Source organism: Streptomyces sp. NPDC045678, assembly GCF_056432085.1.
In genome coordinates this window covers 553,910-575,731 of the sequence record NZ_JBWKJS010000003.1, presented here as the reverse complement: position 1 = coordinate 575,731, position 21,822 = coordinate 553,910, and the positions used below count along the sequence as shown (strand labels likewise).

Sequence of the window (21,822 nt, the reverse complement as noted above, 5' to 3'; positions counted from 1 at the left end):
GATCGGCGACTCCACCGGCATGCGGTGAGCGAGTGGCCGGAAAGTCCGAAATCCGGAACTGTAACTTCACGAGGCCGCCGTTGGTGAACCTCACGCATAGATCATGCGAGTGCTGTGAAGCATGGGACTGAGTGGAAGATTCCGGAAGTTAAGAGAATGGCTGGTTCACCATCGCCCGTGGTAGCTGTCGACGGCGCCCGGGAGCTGCGGCTCGCCCTGGCCGGTGACGCTCGGAGCATCCCCGCGGCAGGGCATCAGCAGAGTGCGGCGTCTGTGCAGCTCGTATTGGTTGAGGGCATGCGGCCAGGTGACAGCAGCAACAGCCCTATCAGCACTCACAGTTCATTGCGCCCGATCCCACGCCCGGCCCGAAGCAAGATCTCGTCGCGACCTTCAACCGATAGGACCCAGCCACTTTGAATGCTTGCGGGGTATCGGGGCCGCCGCCTCCGGTTCCTGCGGCTTGAGCGGCGGGACGTGCCCCTTCTGGTCCAGACCAATATTCCGGAGCGGGCAGCCCTGCAACGCAACTTCGCGCCATCGCCCTCTGTGTCACCCCGATAACTCCTTGCCGTCACGCACCTGCGCCGGGCAGGTTGATCCACACCTCCGGATTCGAACGTACGAGCAGCCTGCTCGTGTGTTCGTGTGCCGGGATGCAGCCATCGTCGGCTGCCGCTTGGCCGAACCATCCACAGGAACTGCCGTGTACCCGTGAAACTGGCGCGATGAGACGAACCCTGACCGCCCTTGCCGTAGCCGGTGCCCTCCTCCTTCCGGGATGCAGCGCGAACGACGCGGACAGAGACGGACCTCCGACCCTGACCGCGTCTCCCAACCGAACTGCTAGCGATCTGGCCGATCGCTACCACAAGGCCGGTGGAGACCGCGACGTCTACGGCATCCGTCACGCGAAGGACAAGAGCAACGTCCCCGTGCTGACCGTATGGACCCGCAAGAAGACCGGCTATCCGTCCTTTGATGACTTCGCCACCAAGCTGGCGACTTTCCTGACCGACGAAGGTATCCGCCTGGACCAGGGCTACGTGCTCAACGTGTTCGGCCCGGACGGGACCCGGCTGCACACCTACGACACCACCTAGGAGAACACCTCTTGAGACGCAAGCCGCTCGCCACCCTTCTCGCTGCCGCCGCCTCGAGCACCGTCCTGATGGTCACCGCCGCCACGGCAGCACACGCCGATGAGCCCGCCCCGGAGGCATCGGTCACAGCGGCGCCGACGACAGAGCCGCCGGCCGACGAGCCGGACAAGGAGCTGTCCAACCCAGTGATCGCCCAGTACAAGGGGCAGAAGATCAACCTCGCCGAGTCATGGGAAGGCGCGGACAGCTGCACCGAGCTGCCCAACGGGGAAGTCCACTGCTATGACTCGGACGCGGAGGCACTGGCCGACCCCGACCTGCCGGCTGCGAATCGTAAGGAAACCCTGAAGGCCGCCGAAGCGGAGCCTGGAGCCGAGGCTGCGCGGCCCAGAGGCTGCATCGCCGACTACTGGTGCATGTACGAGCACGCCGACTACAAGGGCAAGCTCGTCCGGCTCTCCGCCGACGGCAAGAAGACCCTCAAAGACTGGGGTATGAACAACAAGCTGAGCTCCGTCTACTACTGGATCTGGCACTGGACCCTCAACTACGGCGACGCGAAGATCACCGACTGGCGTTCCTGGCCGACCGCCGACCGCGTCAGGGCCATCGATGCACCGGCCCACATCTCCAACTTCAAGAACCTCGATTACCCCGGCGGCGGGAACTGGAACGACAAGGTCGACGTCTTCGAGATCCGCCGCGCATAGCCGAAGAAGAAACGATTCTCTGAGTCGTGTGACGGCCCATTCGGCGACAACGCTCGCCCGCCCAGCCCCGATGGCGCGCGCCGGAAACGGACAACCCACTGTCTGGCCCTGGCTGGACATGGCCCGGACGTGCCACCGGGCACCGCTCTATCCGTGCAGGGCAGCTCCCATCCACGCCGGGAACCCGCGGCCGGGCAGCCGGGGCATCGGCACACCCCGCCCAGCTCTTTCCCCAGTGCACGTTGAGGAACGGAGAACCACCATGCGCAAGTGCCTTACTGCTGGCGTGCTCGCGGCCAGTGTCGTTGCTGGAGGTGTCGTACTTGCGGCACCGGCTTCCGCCGTCGGCTCATGCTCTGACACGCTCAAGAGCGAGTTCAAGATCGTCACTCCTGGTGACAGACCTGATGCGAACTTCTACGTCACCAACTGTGCGGACGCCACGAACGGAAAGGTCACCGGCCACAGCCTTACCGTCTGGCGGGTGATCAACCCAGGGCCCGAGCCCGACACCCGCAAGCGGTTCAACTCCTTCAAGATCACGACAAACATCGAAGCACGCACGGCCCCGACTCCTCCCTTCGCCGACGACAAGGTCGTCACATCCAAGACCTGCGACCTGACGGAGCTGGTGAACACCTACGACACCTACACCGGTCGGGAGGACGACTACGAGAATCCGGACAACGGCTGCAAGCCCCCAACAACCCCGTTCGTCAAGGACCTGTGGTGGTCCGCGGATTCGATCGTCATCTATGACCTCGCCGGGGACGACAAGGGTGAGATCACACAGCAGGTGAACGGCTCACCGCTCCTGCACTGATCGTCCGTCGGGGTCCTGGGCACTCACGCCCAGGACCCCGTTCCACATGAGGCGCGTTGCGAACGGGGCTGTTACGCATGCAGCCCCGACTGCCGCGGTGCGCGGGAGCGGTGATCGAGTGCCTGCACTCGCTATCTCCGTGTCCCAAGAAGCCGTCAGTCGGAGCTGACACAGGACCGGGCGCGCTGCTTCACGTACCGGAACGGAACACCCACATGCTGCACTCCCCTACGCAGCGTGAGCGATTTTCAGCCCCACGCGGTCCATACCCCCGTGCGACTCGTGCATGTCCCACCCGGATTGTCCAATCCGCTCCGGCGCACTCCGGCCGTTGTTCACCCCCGCCTCATTGTCACCGTGCGGTCACGGATAGCGTTGACTTGCTTGGCTCGGTTCCTACGTCCCGGAGAACTCTGTGAATCGCTCGATCCGGCTCGCGACGTCCGCACTCACCGCATGCGCGGCCCTGCTGCTGACCGCCTGCGGCGGGTCGGACGACAGCAAGGACAACGACAAGATCGCTGGCGCTGACGCGGGCGGCGAAAAGTCGGCCTCGCCATCGCCGTCCGCGACGGCGGACGGGATCGACCGGCCAGTGATCAAGCTGCCGTCCGACATGAAGATGGTCTTCGAGGACCGGGAGACAGGCGACGCGGTGAAGGACGCCATCCTGGCGGACAACGAGCGAACCGTCAGTACGGTGTGGCAGGCGATGGTGACCGGGGACGCGAAGCACGCGGGGATGGCCTTCTACTACACGGATCAAGCGCTGACCGGCGTGTACAAGTACGCCACCTCCAACATCGACAAGAACATCAGCTGGACCGGGACCTTGCGCTACTACGACCGGCAAGTGACCACGTTCAGCAAGACGTCAGCCGCGGTGACGTACTGCGTGGACGAGAGCCGGGCGGACCTCAAGAACCGCAAGACGGGTAAGAGGCAGGGGACCAAGACCACGCCGAACAGTTACGTCTACTACAACGCCGGGGTGAAGAAGAACGAGGACGGCGTGTGGCAGATCTGGGACATCAGCGAGGACCGGGGGGCCGAGAAGTGCCAGCCGTGACACGCCGCACTGCGGTAGCGGCGCTCACTACCGTACTGTGCCTGCTCTCTGCGTCCCCTGCGGCGGCTGGAGGGTTCGGCGACACCGGCGAGCAGAAGTCCGATACGAGTGGCGACTCCACGGGCCCGCTCCTGATGTCCAAGGTCGTCTTCAAGGTGGAGGGCCGCCAGGCTTCCGCCGATGGCTCCGGGAGCCTGACTCCCACGGCGCTGGACTGGAAGATCCCCGCTTGCTGGTACGAGCCGTACTGGAAGGCCAAGGACTTCAAGACCTTCATGGAAGCGCAGTGGTCGATCCACAAGTCTGCGGGCGGCAACCCCAAGAAGATCGCCGGCGCCAAGGAGCGTTATAAGGGCGGACACCCTTACAAGAACTTCAATGCCGACAAGAACGGCAAGGGCATGTGGTGGGTGGCCGTCAAGAACAAGGACATGAAGAACGATCCGGCTGCTCGGGCCTGCACCCGGCCTCCCTTCTGGGTGGACAAGGGCAAGCCTGCGAACGTTCCCCAGGCCATCAACCCCAAGACCCTCGCCGCCCTCGCCTACCAGCAGACCAAGGTGCCGGACACCAAGGTCGAGCTGAAGCCCGAGGCCACGTCAACGGTGAACTTGCCCACTTGGGTGTGGCTGGACAAGGGGACCTTCAAGGAGATCAGGGTCCGTGCCGAGCTGCCCGACACGGGACTGTGGGCGGAGACCACGGCGAAGCCGGTCAGCCTCCACCTGAATCCGGGCACGGAGGACGCGGAGACCTACCCGGCAACCGGCGAGTGCACCTTCAACAAGGACGGCTCCATCGGCACCCCGTACAAGAAGGGCAATGCCGAGCAGGATCCGCCGTGCGGCATCAAGTACCTGCGCGCCACGGGTGATCAGCCGTATCAGCTGAAGGCATCGGTGACCTGGGCCATCGAGTGGCACGGCAGCGGGAAGACCAAGGGTGATCTGCCCGATGGCACCTTCGAGACCACCCAGGACATGAACGTCCAGGAAATCCAGTCCATCAACCGCTGACCGAGGCTGTCGGCCGATCCGGTCTATACCCGTTAGCGCGTCACACGTAGAACCATCTCAACCCACGGGGGCGGGCAGGCATGTCGGACCTGAAGAAGGATGCGGAATCCCTCCACAAGGCGGCGTCTGCCCTGGGCAAGGTCGACCACCACACCACCAAGCCGCTGCACGACTTCAAGGCCGCCTCGCACGACATGTCCGCCTTCGGGGTGCTGGGCTCGCTGATGAGCGCCAAGGACGACATCCAGGACGGCATGGACACTATCGCCAAGCTCACCAAGAACCTGCACAAGGAGTGGGAGAGCGAGGCGAAGTTCCTGGGCGATGTCTCCGACGCCTTCGACCTCCTCGATGTCCTGCTGACCGCCGCGGCCCGCGCCAAGAAGGGCTGAGCCGTCCATGGGCTTCGACATCCCCGGCATCGACGCCGACGACCTCAACCCGCTGAAATGGATCAACAAGGCCAACCACGCCTTCGGTGACACCCTCGCCAGCGGCCTGGAGTTCCTCGGCATCACCGACCCGCTCATCGACCCCGACGGCATCCGGGAGATCGCCAAGAAATGGCGGGGCCTGGCCAAGGGCCTCGACGCCGCCTCTCACGACGCCGAGACGGCGCTCCAGGATCTGGAGTGGGAGGGCCAGGCCGCCAAGGCCCTCCACAAGCGGGCCAAGACCGCCCGCACGCAGGCCACCAACATGGCCGACTCGTTGCGGGACGGGGCCAAGGCGCTGGACGACTTCGCCGACGAGGCCCACGAGCTGCTGACCGAGATCGGCGTGATCCTGGCGGAGATCGCCGAGTTCGAGATCGCGAGCCTGGCCCTGTCGGTGCTGACCGGCGGCCTGTCCGTGATCGCCGGGAACCTCGCGGCCGGAGCGCGGGCCGCGAAGATCATGGTGTTGATCGGCCGCATCGAGAAGTCCGGCACCCGCATGGCCTCGGTCATCCGCACCGTGATGGAGGCGATCCGCGGCCTGGAGCGGGCGCTGAAGGCCCTCGGCGAGATCAAGACGATCGCGAAGGCCGGCAAACTCGCGGGCGAGGGCATGAAGTTCGCCGCCTTCGACGCTGCCCTACGGGATCCGGGGACTTTTAAGGACCCGGACAAACTGGCGGAGACCCTGGCCTTGGGGGCCGCCTTCGGAGTGGGCATCGGCGGTCTGGGCAAGGTTCTCGGCAAGGGCCTCGGCAAGCTCAAGCCCAGCGAACTCGACAGGCTCGGCAAGATGTTGAAGCTGGACGGCTCGGGCCTGTCCCGGCTCAAGCTGCGCCCCTCGGAGTGGGAGAAACTGCCCGCCTCCATCCGGGCCGCGCTCAAGAAGGTCAAGCTCGACCCGATCGACGTGGCCACCGGTGACATGCTGCTGCCGCAGACCGACGTCGAGCTCCCGGCTGCCCTGCCGCTGGTCCTGGAACGCACCCACATCTCCTCCTACCGGTGGGGCGGCTGGTTCGGCCCTTCGTGGGCCTCGACCCTCGATCAGCGTCTGCAGGCCGACGACGAGGGCTTCATCTACGCCGCACCCGACGGCGCCCGTTTGATCTACCCGGGACTGAGCCCGGACACGGACGGACCGGTTCTCCCTGAGTCTGGGGGGCGACTGCCTCTCACCTGGGACACCGAGGTCGATGGCGCGTTGCGCGTCACTGATCCGGTATCCGGGCTCGGGTACGTATTCCACACACCGCATCCCACGGCGGATGGGGAAGCCGTCGACCTACCCCTGCAGGCCATTGTGGACCGCAACGGCCAACGGATCACCATCCACTACGAGGCCGATGGCACTCCTATGGGGCTCGTCCACAGCGGCGGTTACCGACTCAAGCTCGACTGCCACCCTGATCTGCCGCGGATCAGCGCCGTGCGTCTGCTCGGCCCGGACCAGCCCTGGGACAGCACGGGCACGCTGTTGGTCTCCTACGGCTATAACGACGAGGGCCACCTCACCGAGGTCACCAACTCCTCTGGGATTCCGCTGCGTTTCACCTACGACGAAGCTGGCCGCATCACTTCCTGGACCGACCGCAACAACACTGCCTACCACTACACCTACGACGACCGGGGCCGGGTTGTCCGCACGGAAGGCAGCGACGGCTTCCTCGCCGGCACCCTCGCCTACGACGACACGACGCGAACCACCACGGTCACCGACTCGCTGGGCAACGAGACCCGCTACGAGCACAACGAGGCCAGCCGCCTCATACGCGAGACGAATCCTCACGGGCAGTCCGTACACCAGGAATGGGACGACCTGCACCAGCTGGTTGCCGTCACTGATCCGCTCGGCCAGATCACCCGCTTCTCCTACGACGAGAACGGGCACCTCGTGTCGATCCAACGAGCGGATGGACTCGAGGAACGGACGGAGTACAACGACCTCGGCCTGCCCGTAGCGGTGCACGGCCCCACAGGCGCTGTCTGGCGGCAGGATTGCGACGAGCGCGGCAACCGTACGGCGATCATCGACCCGGCCGGGCAGACGACCCGTTTCACCTACGACGTGAACGGCCTCCCCACTGCGGTGATCGACCCACTGGGCAACACCACGACGATCCACTGCGACGCCGCCGGACTCCCGATCTCGATCACTGACCCACTGGGAGCGGAGACCCGCTACGAGCGGGACAACTTCGGCAGGCCGACCGCGATCACAAACGCCACCGGAGCAACGATCCGCCAGGAGTGGACCGCCGAAGGTCACCTGGCTCGCCGCATCTCTCCGGACGGCGCCACCGAGTCGTGGACGTACGACGGCGAAGGAAACTGCACCAGCCACACCGACGCCACGGGCGCGGTCTCCCGCTTTGAGTACACCCACTTCGACCTGCTCTCCGCCCGCACAGGCCCGGACGGAGCACGCTACGAATTCGCCCACGACACCGAACTGCATGTCACCCAGGTAACCAACCCTCAGGGCCTGAACTGGAACTACATCTATGACGCCGCAGGTCGGCTCGTCGCTGAGTCTGATTTCGACGGCAGGGAACAGCACTACGAACTGGACGCCGTCGGCCAACTGCTCGCACGAACCACGCCCCTGGGCGACAGAATCACCCATACCTATGACGCACTCGGCAATCTCACAGCCAAGACCGCCAATGGCGTCACGACTCGGTTCGAGTACGACGCGACAGGTCTTCTGACCTCTGCGACGTCCCCCTCCTCGACGCTGACGCGGGAGTACGACCTCCTGGGCCAGGTGCTCTCCGAGACGGTGGACGGCCACTCCACTTGCTACACCTACGACGCCCTGGGGCAGCGCGCCTCGCGCACCACACCCTCTGGTGCTGTCACGCATCTGTCCTACGACGCGACAGGAAACCGCACCGAACTGGCCGTACACGGCCGCACACTCGCCTTCACCCACGACGAGATCGGCCGTGAACGCGAACGCACCCTGAGCACGGCCTCCGGCCACGTGACTCTTGCCTCTGCCTGGGACCAGCTGGGCCGCCTCACTAGCCGTTCCCTCACCACTGCCCGGGGCGCCCTCCGCCAGCGCTCCTACGACTACCGCGTGGACGGCCATCTCGCCCAGATCACCGACCAACTCACCGGGACAGTACGGCGCTTCAACGCCGACCCGGTGGGGCGCCCGACCGAGGTCACCGCGGACGGCTGGAGAGAGACCTACACATACGACAGCGCAGGCAACCAGACCCAAGCGCACTGGCCGGACCGCTCATCCGACCCCGAAGCGCGCGGTGAACGCACCTACGCTGGCACCCGCCTCCGCTCAGCCGGGCAGATCCACTACGAATACGACGCCGCAGGTCGCATAACCCACCGCCGTAAAACACGCCTGTCCCGCACCCCAGACGTATGGCACTACACCTGGGATGCGGAAGACCGCCTGACATCCTGCACTACCCCAGACGGCACGGTGTGGACCTACACCTACGACCCTCTGGGCCGCCGCACGGCCAAGCACCGCATGGCAGGCGACGACCAAACCCCCAGAGAGTCCCTCTACTTCGCCTGGGACGGCCCCGTCCTGGCCGAACAGCACGACCCCGCCACCGGAACCGTCCTCACCTGGGACCACGAGGGCTATCGCCCTCTGACCCAGCTCGAGCGCAAACTCACGCCGTCCTCACCACAGGAAGAGGTCGACGCTCGCTTCTACGCGATCGTCACCGACCTGGTCGGAACCCCCACCGAACTCGTCGATGAGCACGGAGACATCGCCTGGCACACACAGACCACGCTGTGGGGCTCCACCACCTGGAACAGCGACGCCACTGCGTACACCCCGCTTCGGTTCCCCGGCCAGTACGCCGACGTGGAAACCGCCCTCCACTACAACCACCACCGCCACTACGACCCCACCACCGCCCGCTACACCAGCCCCGACCCACTCGGCCTCTCGCCGGCCCCCAACCCCCTCACCTACGTCCACAACCCGCTGGCGGCGACTGACCCGGAGGGACTCGCACCCTGTCGGCAAGACGTGGCGGACAGTTTCAACGTCCGCCGCAGAGCCGTGGTCAACCCGAAACGCGTGTTCCGCGGAGATCTGCGATCTCCCGAGGAGATGTTCAAGAACGGCTTCCACCCGAAGGGGACCAACGAAGATATCGGCCAGTACGCGCTCTACGACACACCGTCGAACTGGGTAGGTACGAGCAAGAGCGCCATGCAGGCTGGCAATTTCCCGCAGTCGGCCCGAGGCCGTGGGACATGGGTATACGAGATCCGCGGGAACGGATACGGCGTCGATGTGAACCGGGCAATGGGCGGCGCCATTCGATCCTGGATACGCGGTACCGGATTCCCGACCGAACGAGAAGTGATTTACCGGAACATCGATCCGAGTAGTATCGTCCGCGCGGAACGATGGCGCTACGCAAGGCCCACCGGCGAGATCATCGAGAACTCGGGATACAGGCAATGAATGAAGACATCCCACTTTACGTCCAAGTTGGCGGCCGGGAAGTCGAATGGAAGGTGGCCGTCGAAGGCGAAGGCCCCTGGCACCTACGACTGGAATCGCCTGGCGGTGTCGAAGCCGCGGCCAGCGGGGACAACGTTTTCGAGGCACTGCGATCCATTCGGGCGGAGCTGGCTCCGAAAGGAGTAACTATCTGCTGCAATGGCGCGCGAGTTGATGTCAGGCCATCAGGGCTCTCCAAATCGCATGGCGGATGGATGGTCTACGTTCTGCACATGCACCTTCCGTCGACAACTCGCGACCTGGTTCCGACATTTGGCCACTGCCCGGCCAGGCTTATTGGCTCCGTGGAGGAACAAGACGCCTACTGGGAACGTCACCTCAAGAACAGAAAGAACTGGATCAACTTCATCAACCCCGCCTGGTGGATCTACTTCTTTCTGGGTTTCTGGACCAAGCCCAGAAAGAGGCAGTGGTAGTTACCGGTAGTTCGCTAAACGCAGTGGTAGAGACCAAGGGGTCTGCCGGTGGCGACCGCGTCGATCAGGGCCTGGAGTTCGGCGTCAAGCGACGGCGTAATTCCCCACGATCTACATGATCCTGTCGGCGTAATTCCCCACCTGGGCTGAGCCCATGTCCCATTTCATGGCGTTCAGGGTGGGGAAAATCGCCGTCCTTCACATTGCGGGTGGTGGGTCGGTGTCCGTCCAGGCTCGCCACCAGCGGTGCAGGGTGGTGGCGGGGGTGAGCCGGGAGCAGGCGGCGGGTAAATCCCTCGGCCAGCAGGGAAGTTGAGGGCCTGTCCGGGACGACTCGATGGAACCGGATGAAGCACCGCAGCCTGGTGATTCACCGACCAGCGACCCTGTCCTTTCATCCCCGGTGGCAAATTCGCACTGGTGCGGGCGCAGCGGTCTTCGGGAATTCTTCCCCAACAGGAACTGGGCGGGCATAAGTTGACACCTAGGTGATCTTCGTTCGGGGGTTGATGTGGCAGGGCGGGATCTGCGGACGCTGTTCAGTACGAACGACCGCACGCTGAGAACTGCGGAGGCGTTCACGAACCGCCAGGCGCAGTGGGAGTTCGCGGTGGCCGCGCTCACCGAGCACCTGCGGCATGTCAGCACCCCTGCCTTTGACCCTGAGGACCTGGAGGCCGCCCGGGACAACGTGGTGGTCTTCCACGGGGTCGGCGGTATCGGGAAGTCCACGTTGTCGCGCAAGTTCGAGGCGGCCCTCGCCGACCCGGGGCAGCGCCCCGCCCAGTGGGGTGCCCTCGAATGGGGCGGGGCGCGGATCCTGCCGGTACGGATCGATCTCGCACGCTCCGCGAATCCCGACTTCGAGAAGGTCGTGCTCAGCCTCCGCCTCGCGCTGGCCCAGATCGGCCAACCTCTGTCTGCCTTCGACTTGGCGTTGCGCCGCTACTGGGAGCACCAGCATCCGGGGGAGCCGCTGGAGGACTTCCTCAACCGCGGCGGCCTGGCCGCCCGGTTCGGCAGGGCGCTGCCGCAGCAGATGCAGTCCGCGCTCGCCGACGTCGCCCAGATGCTGCTGCTGCCTGGCACAGTGGGCTCCGCGGTCGGGCAGGTGACCGGGGCGCTCGTCGGAGCGCTGCGCGAGCGTCGGCAGACCGTGCGTGCGCTCGCCGGCTGCGCACGCCTGGCTGACCTCCTGGAGAGTGAGCCGGATCTGGACTCCCTGTCCTACTACCCACACCTGCTCGCCTTCGAGCTCGCCCGGTTACCCGTCGGGAAGAGGGTCACGCCGGTGATCTTGTTGGACGCCTTCGAGGAGATTGGGGACCGCACCCATCGAGACTTCGAACGCCTCCTGCAGCGCCTGGTGTGGCTGATGCCGAACGCCTTCTTCGTCATCACCGGCCGCTCTCGCCTGCAGTGGGCAGACGAAGCACTCCAGGGGCAGCTCGACTTCACCGGCCCCACCGCCTGGCCCGGCCTGTCTGCCCACGACATCCCCCAGGCCCTTACCGAGTTCCCTCCCCCCGGCCCCGAACGGCAGATGCTAATCGGTGACTTCTCCTTCGAGGACTGCGACGACTACCTCGCCCGCCGCCTCTCTACAGACGGCCGCCCCCTCATCAGCGACCCCATCCGCAGGGTGATCGGACAGCGCTCGCACGGTCTGCCGCTGTACCTGGACCTCTCCGTGATGAGGTTCCTGGAGCTCCGTCGAAGCGGGCACACCCCACAGCCGACCGACTTCGACCACGACTTCCCGGCGCTGATCGCCCGCACGCTCTCCGACCTCACCGCCCCCGAGCGCCACGTGCTGCGCTCCGTCAGCCTCTTCTCCTCCTTCGACATCGCCCTGGCGACCCGGGCCGCGGGCCTGCCCCAACAAGCGCCGGCACTGCGGCTCATTGAGCGTCCCTTCGTTCGGGAGACTCCGTTCGGGCTGTGGCCCTACCACCTCCATGCCCTCATCCGCGCGACGATCCGGGGCGCCGACGACCAGACCGACGACCGATGGTCGCCCGCCGACTGGCAGCAAGCCGCCACCCGGGCCCTTGCCGCTCTGGGAGAGCAGTGGAGGGACGGCTCGGATCGTGACCGGCTGCTTCTTGTCGGCTGCTTGCGGCAGGGACTGGCCATCGCCCGCAACTACCGCCTTGACCTCGGCTGGCTCACCGAGGCCGCATGGACCTACGTGAGCGACTCCGTGTGGGAGCCGCTCGACCTGGCCGACAGCCCTGAGGCGGCAGGCACCCCGGCTACGGCCGCCGATGCACTGGTGGAGTTGCTCAGCGCGCTCGCCCGCCGACAGCACGAGAACAGGGCTCGCACCGTGGAACGCCTGGTCGCGGTCACGGACACCGGCCTGCTGCCTGCGGAGCTGTCCGACATGGCCGTCTACTACCGGGCCAAGGCGCAGCGCGACCTCGGACGCACCGAGGGATCCCGCGAGGGAATGCAACTGGTCGCCGCCGGTGGAGGACGTCTTGCGCCGAACGCACGCCGCGGGCTCGCCCATCTCTCCCGGCTCGCCGGTGACTTCCCGACCGCTCTTGAGACCGCCGAACACCTGGGCTGGGCAGGGCGGCACCACCGCGTCGTTGGCGACGTGCGCTGGGTGCAGGGCGACATGCCCCTGGCCGCACAGGCATTCGGGGCGGCACGCACGGAGGCCGAAGAGCACGGCAAGAACGGGGAGGCAGCCATGTCACAGGCCATGCGCGCCTTCACCCTCGCCTTCACGACCGACCCCGTCATCAATGACGAGATCGACCTCGGTGAACACCTCCTGGCCCAGGTCGACCTGCGCGCCGCGACCTTGGACGTACGGATCGCAACGCTTCTGCGCGACGCCGGCACCGCCACGGGAGTCGAGGACCGGGCACAGGTACTCGCGGCAGAGATCAGCACGTCGGGGCTGCGCTTCGTCCAGGCCAAGCTGGAGCTGGCACGCGCCTTCCACCACGCCATACGCGACGACCAGGCGGGCGTCGCCTCCAGCATCAGCCGGCTCCGTGAGCTGACCCGCGAGGGCTACTACGCCTACTACGTCGACATCGCCCACTTCATGGCCGACCTTCCACTCGACAACCCCTCCCGCGCGCAGTGGCTCGACGAGCAGCAGACGGTGCGCCAGCGATGGCGCAGCATGGTCATCGACCGACGCGCTCACCTCACACCAAGGCCAGCCACCGGAGCGCCGTAGTCACCGTGGCGATGTGCGGCGCCGGGCACGCCCTTGGCTGCGCTCTCTACGCGCCCTCGTCCACCACGGCGGACACGTCCCCTGATGCGATTTTGGTGTGCCCCCTCGGCTGCATCTGCTGCGCTCTCCGAACGGCACGAGGTACCGATCGCACGAACCCCCGTCCGCGTCCCGATACCCATGGCAGCATCACTGGCATGCGCAGATCACAACGCATCGTTCTGACGCTCTTGGCCGTGGCGTCGGGCGCGGGGATCGCCTCCTTCCTGTGGTCCTACCGTGCCAAGCAGCAGGGCCTCGAAGACGGGGATGTGACGGGCCGACTCGGGGTTGCGCTGGCACTGGTGGCCATCGCGTGGGGTTTCTGGTCCCAGTTCGACGGCCGACGGGAGGGGGAACGTGAGCAGCCGCTGAGCGCCAGCGCCGACCTGGTGGCCCGGCGGATGCGTCAACACTGGGAAGCCGCTGAGGACCTGCACCGGCTCAACGACGACCACGCTCTGTCGGTCGCCTGGCGCAGCGACACCTCAGGGCTCTCGCTCGATCTCGCCGCCGTGCGCGAAGTGGCCGCAACGTGGGAGTCAGCGGCCGAACAGCCTCCGAACGCTGTGGCGCCTCCCGCTGTTGGGGACGAACTAGCGGGCGAGGGCGCTGATCTCGCCCAGATCCTGCGCGACCGGATACCGACAGGTCGCCTCGTCATCCTCGGTCGGGCGGGATCCGGGAAGACAGTACTGGTCGAGCGCCTACTGCACGGCATGCTGGGACAGCGTTCGGCAGGTGGTCCCGTCCATGTCCGTATTCCGCTGGGGAGTTGGCCGCTGGAAGGGCCCGATCTGGACGCATGGATGGCGTCATACCTGATCCGGATCGAACCCTCCTTGCGCTCGTTCGCACCACGCAACCACGGCAGGCGCGTCCGTCGGGCCGACGCGCTCCTGGACGAGGGCCTGATCGTGCCCGTCCTCGACGGCTTCGACGAACTGCCACTCGGCGCACGACGTCACGTGCTGCGGAAGATCAGCGCGGCACTGCGGGCGAAGCGGCCGCTGGTGCTCGTGAGCCGCCCGGACGAATACCGTGAAGCAGTCGAGGCGCCGGACGGCACGGGCCGTCATCTGCTCCCTGGCGCCGCGGCTATCGAGCTGCTGCCGGTACCAGCAGACCAAGCCGCGAAGTACCTCCGCCAGAAGGAGGGCGACTGGGACGAACTCCAGCAGAGCCTCGGCACGGACAGCCCAGTCGGCGCCGCCCTGAGCAGCCCTCTGACCCTCTTTCTGTGCCGCACCGCATACGAACGGGCGGCACTAACGCCCGGGGCATCGCCGGGCGAACTCCTCGACACCACCCGTTTCCGAGACGAACTCACCCTGCGCACCTACCTCTTCGAAGCATTTCTTCCGGCGGTGTACCGGGAAAGCAGGGCAGAACAGCAGCCCCCGTGGTCCGCCGAGCGGGCCGATCGTGCTCTGCGCCACCTGGCCCGCCACCGACGGGCCACCGCGTCCGTCGTTGGCTCGGGGACCGACCTCTCCTGGTGGCAGCTCCACCATCTCGGTCCACGGATCCGGCGCCGCCTCGCGTGGGCGATATCGCTCATGGTGGCAGTCCCCTGGCTTCTGAGCGGAGTCAAGAACCCCGACGTCCTTCCCTCCGCTCTGTTCGCGTCCCTCGTCCTCTTCGGCTTCGGTCACGCCGTTCTCAGACATCCCACAGCCGGCCGAGGCCCAGCGGCCGGACTCGGCTGGCACTGGCGGTGGATTCCCATCCCTGTCGGCTTCGGCGCACTCATGGGCGCGGCCATGGCCCATACGCACGTCGAGGCCGGCGCCCTCCCTGAAGAACCTGTCTCGTACGTCGTCTTCGCCGCCCTGTTTGCCTGTCTCGGTGCCGTCATCTGCGGCTGGCGTCCCCGCAAAGCCGACCGCGACCGCCCCGTGACACCGCTGTCTCTGCTGCGTCAGGACCGCCGCACATTTCTCGCATGCCAGCTGACCTGGACGCTCATCATCACGCTGACGTTCTCTTCCATTCTGGCGCCCTCAGTCTGGTCCAGCCTGCCGAGGCTCGACCAGACAGGCATCGGGTACGGGGAGTTACTCCTCACCGTCGCCCAAGTCTTCTTACTCTTGGCCGGGTTCGGCATGGCTGTCGGTTTCATCGCCGCGTACTGCCAGACCGCGTGCGGGCACTTCGCCCTTGCCTGTCTGGGGCACGGCCTCACCGGGCGCACCCCTCTGCGGCTCCTCGCCTTCCTGGACGACGCGCACCACCGCGGCGTACTCCGACAGGTGGGCGGCACTTATGAGTTCCGACATGTCGAACTGCGGCGGCACCTCGCAGGGGAGGACTGAATCGTCACGTTGTTCGCGACATACGCGGAGGGGATCATGCGAGAGCTGCTCTACCTGTCACGACCGAAGCTCGACACGTTCATGCCCAACGGGCAGCCGATCGCTCTGCGAGCCGCAGAGCTCGGCGTCGATGTCTCGGTGGTCAATGCGCGGATCGAGGCGGGCTCGCCCAACGGTGAAAGCACTAACGAGCCGGTCCGCTTCGGCAAGGTCATCAAGCACATCGCGCGCCGGGCGGGAGGGATTCATGACCGGTCGGTGCGACCTGGCGAGTGGATTCGGTTCGACATGCCGATGGGCTACGGCACAGTGCACGAGGACTCCGCCTTACCCGATCTCCCGGACGATGTCGTCCTGTTCGGGGGTGATGCGCCTCAAGCCGACTCGGCAAGGCCCGTCGAGCTACTGCTGTGCGGCTCAGCGTGTCACCTCACCGACCGGTGCGCTCCCGCGACGGGCGGAAGCGACGACAGCCGGATGGGGTCCGGCACCCGCTGGCTGCACGAGATGATCACGCTCCTCAACTCCCGTGACGAGGACGGGATGACCACCCTTCCTCCAGAGATCGTGAATCCCGAGCGCCGCGCCTGGTCGGTCAACGACCCTGATCAAGTGGCCCATTGGGTGTTCCGCGTAATTGACACGCATCACCCTCGCCACCAGCGGCAACGCCTCGCCGGCCTCGCCCGGGTGGTCATGCATCTGGACGACACGAGGTGGATGAGCCGTCTTGTCGTGGCGAGCCCTCTGTACGTCGAGTACGGCGGGTTCACACCGATCAGGTCCTGGTACCGGCGCTGGGGAAACAGGAGGCTGCCGGATCCAGCGCACCATAGCGGTCTGTGATCCTCCACGGTGCCACCGACCTCAGTCCGCGTCAGCAGGGATCGTCCCGAGCCGGACGCGCGCCTAAGACTGGGCGAGCTCCAGCACTTCCTCGCGTGACACCGCACCTGCGCAAACTTGCTCGCGCAACGTGATGCGCGAGCACGGCCCAGACCCGTCTCCGCGCCCGGCTGGGAGAAATCTGGGAGATGATCTTCTCCCAAAGGCCCGTCCAGACCACGCGAGGGCACCCCACTCCAACCCCTTGACCAGGCACTATTCCCATCCGACCCGGTAGGGATCTTGCCCGAACCTCATTCGGGACGAAGAGGTCGTGGGTTCAAATCCCGCCACCCCGACAGCTGAAACACCAGGTCAGGCCCGGTACTGAGAGATCAGCACCGGGCCTGATGTGCGTTGTGGTCCCTGGGGGCCACCCTGAAGATCAGGCTCCTCGCCGGCCACCTGTCGATGGCCCCGCCTTTGCAAACTGCGTACGTCAACCAGTACGGCGACTGCGCCGCCATGCGGCTTCGCCGGACCTTCGCCGTTCAGCTCGCGCTGAAGGGCTCGGGGGGCGCGCCCAAATCGCGATCACCTTCACCCGCGCGGCCTCCGGGAAGCCCGGCATGTGCCGACCCCGGGCCAGTGGAGAGGCACCGCCTCCGGACATCACAGTGTTGCCGTGTGCGAGTGACGACTACCGCCGCCAGCCGGCGCTGGGTACCGACCATCTTCACGAATCTCACCTTGACGGACCCCCGTCCACGGAATGCCCGATTAGGGCGTATTTATCGTGCCACTGCGACGTCGCCACCTTCCCTCAAGCAGCACCGCACCACTGTCGAAGCTAGCTTCGACAGTGGTGCGGTGCTAGAGTTGACAACGAGAAGGAAGAGTTGGGCAGCCGAAATCGCGCGTGTAGTAGGCCATGAAGTAATTAATTGGTACTGCGCCGCGCCGCCCTGCCGGGTCGAAAACGTGCCGGGCGGCACGGCGCCCTGTCACCTCGTGCTCCAGCACGGGGACAGAAAGGACGCCCTAGTGAGGAACGTCAACACCCATGATGCACGGCGATTGCCGCCCCGCGCCAGGAAGGAAGTGCGGCGGCTTCTGGTGATCATTGTCGTTGCGGTTGCGATCATCGCGCCCTTCGACCTCAAGGCCGCGTTGCTCGCGATCGCCACCGCGGCGCTCACCGTTGCGGCGGAGCAGTTCGTCCGTCGCTCAATGCGACACGGGCTGCGTATGGCTTGATCGTTACCGGGTGAGCCGCGGTGACGCAGGCCCGCGGCCCACCCGGGCCCGTACCGCAGAGGCGGCGCAGAGAGAGGAGAACCGGCCCGGTGGGAACGGAGAACGCAGTGACACCCCAGATCGAGCATGTCCTTCTAGGGGACCTCTGCGAGATGGCCGCAGGCCCTTCCGGAAGCCTGGTAGGTGATTTGCACGAGAGGCCCGACGGTGTGCCGGTGATTTCTCCACCCGATCTCATTGGCCCACTTGGAGTGGATACACGCCGGTTGCGGAAGGTTCCGGAGGCGGCGGCGGCCAAGTTCGCCCGATTCACTGTGCGCACAGGCGACCTCCTCATCGTTCGGCAAGGGTCGCTCGGGCGCCTCGGGCTCATTGGGCCGGAGCATGCCGGCTGGATCTACGGTTCGTCATGCTTGCGTCTGAGGCCGAATTGCAGCGTGATCCTCCCCGCGTATCTGGCCACATACCTTTCGCATCCGCCGGTACAGAAAGCACTACTGAGGCTGGCCCAGCCGAGCACGGTGCCTTCTCTGAACTCAGCGACGTTGAGGCAGCTGCACATCGCTGTGCCACCCATGGACCAGCAGCGAACCGTCATCGCCGCTCTGGCCGACATCGACAATCAGGTAGCGATCCATCAGCAGATGGCTGATCGCCTGTTGGCCCTGCGGCCGGCAGTCTTCGACGAGCTCGCCTGGGGAGCCAAGCCGACATGGAACTCTTGACCGTCAGGCAACTGGAAAAGCATCTCGTCGCGGCAGCCGACATCCTGCGCGGCCGGATGGACGTCTCCGAGATTCGCCACGCCATCTCGGGACTACTCCTCCTCAAGTGGGCGGCAGACCAGACCGGTGTGCTCGAGGTGACCGAGGAGTACCGGCAGCTCTACCAGGTCGCGTCCAACGAATCGAGGCCGGGGAAAACACTCAACCGAGCGCTGCAAGAGCTGGGTAACAGCCGTCCGCGCAAGGCGCTGGAGGGCCTGCTTGACACATTCGACTTCGAAGGAAGTCGAATGCAATCAGGTCAACTCAGGGCACTAATGCAGCACTTCGGTAGCGTCTCGCTGAGCGAAGACAACCTGGAGTTCAAGGATGTTGTCGGCCGCGCTTACGACCACCTCCTCGGACGATTCGCCGAGGCCGGCAGCGCAAGCAGCGGGGACTGGTACACCCCCCGATCCGTGGTGCACATGATGGTTCGGCTTGTCCGCCCCGAGCCGGATCAATCCATTTATGACCCGTGCGTTGGTTCTGGCGGCATGCTCGTGCACGCCCGGCAGTACGTCGAGGAACACACCAATCGGAGTGTCGACCTGCCCCTCTTCGGGCAGGAAGTGAACTCTGCCACCTGGTTCACCGCGCGAGTGAATCTACTGCTGCACGGTGCGTCCGACGCATCGATCCTCCAGGGGGACACACTGGTCGATCCCCTTCACGAGGACACAGATGGGCGGCTGCGGAGCTTCGACCGAGTGCTTTCCAACCCGCCGTTCTCCATGAATTATGCGGCGGACGCGATGAGGCATACCGAACGCATGTCGTACGGGGTGACCCCACCGCAAGGCAAAAAGGCCGACCTGATGAACGTCCAGCACATGCTTGCAGTGTTGCGTCCGGACGGGATCGGCGCCGTGGTCACCCCCCATGGCGTGTTGTTCCGAGGAGGTACCGAGGGCGATATCCGCCGCGGGATCATCAAGGACGGCAGGATCGAAGCCGTAATTGGAATCGGGCCAAACGTGTTCTACGGCACGAGCGTTCCCGCCTGCGTGCTCGTCCTACGCGGCTCGAACGGCCCGGCACGAGAACACCGTGGCAAGGTGCTGTTCATCAACGCTGAGAACGAGGTCGTTTCAGGGCGCACGCAGAACCGGATCGAGCCGGAGCACACCGAGAAGATCGTCAGCGCCTTCCGGAACAGACTTGAGGTGCCGGGCTTCTCCCGTCTCGTACCGATCGAGGAGATCGAAGCGAACGACTACAACCTCAACATTCAGCGTTACGTCGATGCCACACCGCCCGCGGCACCCCTGCTGGACGTACGTGCTGCGCTCCACGGAGGCGTGCCTCGTAGAGAGGTCGAGGCACAGGAAGAGATGTTCCAGTCCTTCGGTATCAATCTTGCCGATCTGTTCCAAACCAAGGACACCCACTACTTCGACTTCCCACGCGAGGGCTGTCTCGCAACGTCCGCCGCCATCCCCGAGCTCGCCGCCTCCCGAGAAGCCCGTTTCATAGAGTGCACGCGCACCTGGTGGTGTGAGGCAGAGGAGCGCCTTACCCATTTGGCAGGCAGTGGAGAGACTGCCGCATGTCGCGCTGAGCTCATGGATTCGTTCCGTCAACGACTTGTCGCAGAGGGTCCGTTGGACAAATATCAGCTCGACGGGGTGTTCGCTGCTTGGTGGGAGGGCAGGCGGGAGGATCTGCGCAGCCTGGGGCACCACGGGTATCTCGGAGTCGTCAGGCATTGGGAAGCAGAGCAAAGCATTGCGCCGGGCTCGGCGCCCGGGCCGACAGCGCGTGTGTTCGTGCTGAAGGAGTTGCAAAACGACTTGCTCGTCCGCGTGGGGCGAGCCCTGGCCACCGAACGTCAGAAATTGGTCGACAACTATATCTCCTGGGGTGACAGGTACGCAACGTCGCTGTCCGACCTGGAAGAGCAGCGCGCGGTCGGCACAGTGCGACTGGGGCCCCTGTGGCAGAAGTTTGGCCCGTCCTGACGGTCTGGCTCTGGGGCGGGTATGCGGGGCAACCTGCGGAACCGGGAACAGCGCCCGTGGGTGCCGCGCAATCTCACGGGCACGACCGGCACCGGCTGCCCACTCTGTCTGGTTGATGCTGGACGGCTTCGAGTAGACGAACCTTCTCGGCTGCCTCTGGGTGGAGTGCCGGGGGCACGGCGGACGGCGGCGGGGGCCGACCCTCGGTCGGGACCGGCTTCTGGAACTGGTCGACTGGTTGCAGGAAGAGCACGGTCCCGTAACCGAGGACGAGCGTGCGGCAGCCCTCGAGGAGATGGAGGAGCTCGATGTCGAGCACGCGCGGCGCCGCACCTCCGGACAGCGCGACGCCGGAGAGGCCGCGTGAAGAAGCGAGCCGGTGCGCAAGGGCAGAGGCCACTGCGTGTCTTCGTCCTGGACCGTGAAGCCCTCTCCATGGCAGTGCGCGGCGACCGGATGATGATCGCCCGGCTCGACCTCGCGGCGGGGGGGGGGGGAGGCCGAAGTGGTGACGTCGCCGATGCCCCTGGTCGAGGCGTACGACGGCCGGACGACCGAGCAGCGCTGGGACTGGGTGCTCTCCCGGCTTCAGGTCGCCGACATCGGGAAGGACGAGGCCCGCCAGGCCCGCCGGCTCCTCGTCGACGCCGAGCTGCACGGCCACAAGCACGCGATCGACGCCGTACTGGCCGTGATCGCGCGACGGCAGAAGGGGCAGGTCACCGTTTTCACCTCAGACGTGGACGACCTGGAGAAGCTCGTCCCGGACACGATCGTCGTCAAAAAGGTGTGATTCATCGGGGTCCCACCCGGGGTCCGCCGTGGTTCCACCGAGATTCCCCCGCAGCACCGCCGGAGGCCCGTGGTGCAGATCACCCACCCCCGACGATGAGTCATCGCGCCCGCCCTCGTCTGTACTCGTGACGATCAGACGTACCCGTGACGATCAGTCGGACCCGTCACGACCAGACCTACGCAGAGGACCCCGCCATGCCCCAGCCCCCCAAAGGCCCCGCCGCCTACTTTCCCTCCATCGAGAAGAAGTACGGGCGGCCGGTCGCCGAGTGGAAAGAGGTCATTCGGGCCTCGCCGCTGCGCAAGCACATGGAGCTCGTGTCCTGGCTCAAGGACGAGTACTCGATGGGGCACGGGCACGCCAACGCGCTCGTGGCTCACACGCTCGCCGAGGATGCCGGCGAGTAGAGGTCGTACTCTCCGCGTCGTATCGGTGCCGGTCCCTCCCCTCGTGGGGACCGGCACCGATCGACGCGGACGGCGCCGAACCGTGGTGCTCCCGCGTATCGGCGCGGATCAGGGAAAATCCGGATCCGCGTTCGATGTGAATGCGGTCCGGGTATAGCCG

Annotated in this window: 17 protein-coding genes; all 17 read left to right on the top strand. The window is 65.8% G+C overall.

Features of this window, described 5'->3' with window-relative positions:
- Positions 1–728 precede the first annotated feature (728 nt).
- The 17 genes from AC07DO_RS13610 (at position 729) to AC07DO_RS13530 (ending at position 21,662) form a co-directional block, all read left to right on the top strand.
- Positions 729–1,103 carry a hypothetical protein gene (locus tag AC07DO_RS13610; RefSeq protein WP_479059362.1) on the top strand — a complete coding sequence of 125 codons (375 nt, stop codon included), beginning with the start codon at positions 729–731 and terminating at the stop codon, positions 1,101–1,103.
- Positions 1,104–1,114: 11 nt separating this feature from the next.
- Positions 1,115–1,813 (top strand): peptidase inhibitor family I36 protein, encoded by a 699-nt coding sequence (locus tag AC07DO_RS13605; RefSeq protein WP_479059361.1) that lies wholly within the window; start codon positions 1,115–1,117, stop codon positions 1,811–1,813.
- Positions 1,814–2,075: 262 nt separating this feature from the next.
- Positions 2,076–2,636: a hypothetical protein gene (locus tag AC07DO_RS13600; protein ID WP_479059360.1), complete on the top strand. Its 561-nt coding sequence runs from the start codon at positions 2,076–2,078 to the stop codon at positions 2,634–2,636.
- A 415-nt stretch (positions 2,637–3,051) separates the two neighbouring features.
- Positions 3,052–3,705, top strand: coding sequence for a hypothetical protein (locus AC07DO_RS13595; RefSeq protein WP_479059359.1), 654 nt, complete (start codon positions 3,052–3,054; stop codon positions 3,703–3,705).
- A complete protein-coding gene (locus tag AC07DO_RS13590) occupies positions 3,693–4,721 on the top strand; it encodes a hypothetical protein (RefSeq protein ID WP_479059358.1) in 1,029 nt (342 codons plus the stop codon). The genes AC07DO_RS13595 and AC07DO_RS13590 overlap by 13 nt, the downstream gene beginning before the upstream one ends.
- Positions 4,722–4,801: 80 nt before the next feature.
- Complete coding sequence (locus tag AC07DO_RS13585; protein ID WP_401998069.1) at positions 4,802–5,113, top strand: hypothetical protein; 312 nt, start codon at positions 4,802–4,804, stop codon at positions 5,111–5,113.
- A 7-nt stretch (positions 5,114–5,120) separates the two neighbouring features.
- On the top strand, positions 5,121–9,620 hold the full coding sequence (locus tag AC07DO_RS13580; RefSeq protein ID WP_479059357.1) for a DUF6531 domain-containing protein: 4,500 nt from the start codon (positions 5,121–5,123) through the stop codon (positions 9,618–9,620).
- Positions 9,617–10,096: a hypothetical protein gene (locus tag AC07DO_RS13575; RefSeq protein ID WP_479059356.1), complete on the top strand. Its 480-nt coding sequence runs from the start codon at positions 9,617–9,619 to the stop codon at positions 10,094–10,096. The genes AC07DO_RS13580 and AC07DO_RS13575 overlap by 4 nt, the downstream gene beginning before the upstream one ends.
- Before the next feature lie 511 nt (positions 10,097–10,607).
- Positions 10,608–13,298, top strand: a complete 2,691-nt coding sequence (locus AC07DO_RS13570) for an ATP/GTP-binding protein (RefSeq protein WP_479059355.1) — start codon at positions 10,608–10,610, stop codon at positions 13,296–13,298.
- 197 nt (positions 13,299–13,495) lie between these two features.
- Entirely contained in the window at positions 13,496–15,652 is a 2,157-nt protein-coding gene (locus tag AC07DO_RS13565) for an NACHT domain-containing protein (RefSeq protein ID WP_479059354.1), read from the top strand.
- A 36-nt stretch (positions 15,653–15,688) separates the two neighbouring features.
- Complete coding sequence (locus tag AC07DO_RS13560) at positions 15,689–16,498, top strand: SAVMC3_10250 family protein (protein ID WP_479059352.1); 810 nt, start codon at positions 15,689–15,691, stop codon at positions 16,496–16,498.
- Between the two features lie 1,023 nt (positions 16,499–17,521).
- The gene (locus AC07DO_RS13555) at positions 17,522–17,734 is read left to right on the top strand and encodes a hypothetical protein (protein ID WP_479059351.1); all 213 of its coding nucleotides are present in this window, start codon (positions 17,522–17,524) and stop codon (positions 17,732–17,734) included.
- A 107-nt stretch (positions 17,735–17,841) separates the two neighbouring features.
- The gene (locus AC07DO_RS13550; RefSeq protein WP_479059350.1) at positions 17,842–18,459 is read left to right on the top strand and encodes a restriction endonuclease subunit S; all 618 of its coding nucleotides are present in this window, start codon (positions 17,842–17,844) and stop codon (positions 18,457–18,459) included.
- Entirely contained in the window at positions 18,447–20,459 is a 2,013-nt protein-coding gene (locus AC07DO_RS13545) for an N-6 DNA methylase (RefSeq protein WP_479059349.1), read from the top strand. Before AC07DO_RS13550 ends, AC07DO_RS13545 begins: the two co-directional genes overlap by 13 nt.
- 238 nt (positions 20,460–20,697) lie before the next feature.
- Positions 20,698–20,826: a hypothetical protein gene (locus AC07DO_RS13540; protein ID WP_479059348.1), complete on the top strand. Its 129-nt coding sequence runs from the start codon at positions 20,698–20,700 to the stop codon at positions 20,824–20,826.
- Between the two features lie 141 nt (positions 20,827–20,967).
- Positions 20,968–21,252 (top strand): hypothetical protein, encoded by a 285-nt coding sequence (locus tag AC07DO_RS13535; RefSeq protein ID WP_479059347.1) that lies wholly within the window; start codon positions 20,968–20,970, stop codon positions 21,250–21,252.
- 197 nt (positions 21,253–21,449) lie between these two features.
- Entirely contained in the window at positions 21,450–21,662 is a 213-nt protein-coding gene (locus tag AC07DO_RS13530) for a DUF4287 domain-containing protein (protein ID WP_479059346.1), read from the top strand.
- Positions 21,663–21,822: the final 160 nt, after the last annotated feature.

Coding starts and splice junctions, on each gene's coding strand:
- AC07DO_RS13610 (WP_479059362.1), top strand. CDS start 729: ATGAGACGAACCCTGACCGCCCTTGCCGTAGCCGGTGCCCTCCTCCTT.
- AC07DO_RS13600 (WP_479059360.1), top strand. CDS start 2,076: ATGCGCAAGTGCCTTACTGCTGGCGTGCTCGCGGCCAGTGTCGTTGCT.
- AC07DO_RS13585 (WP_401998069.1), top strand. CDS start 4,802: ATGTCGGACCTGAAGAAGGATGCGGAATCCCTCCACAAGGCGGCGTCT.
- AC07DO_RS13580 (WP_479059357.1), top strand. CDS start 5,121: ATGGGCTTCGACATCCCCGGCATCGACGCCGACGACCTCAACCCGCTG.
- AC07DO_RS13575 (WP_479059356.1), top strand. CDS start 9,617: ATGAATGAAGACATCCCACTTTACGTCCAAGTTGGCGGCCGGGAAGTC.
- AC07DO_RS13565 (WP_479059354.1), top strand. CDS start 13,496: ATGCGCAGATCACAACGCATCGTTCTGACGCTCTTGGCCGTGGCGTCG.
- AC07DO_RS13560 (WP_479059352.1), top strand. CDS start 15,689: ATGCGAGAGCTGCTCTACCTGTCACGACCGAAGCTCGACACGTTCATG.
- AC07DO_RS13545 (WP_479059349.1), top strand. CDS start 18,447: ATGGAACTCTTGACCGTCAGGCAACTGGAAAAGCATCTCGTCGCGGCA.
- AC07DO_RS13530 (WP_479059346.1), top strand. CDS start 21,450: ATGCCCCAGCCCCCCAAAGGCCCCGCCGCCTACTTTCCCTCCATCGAG.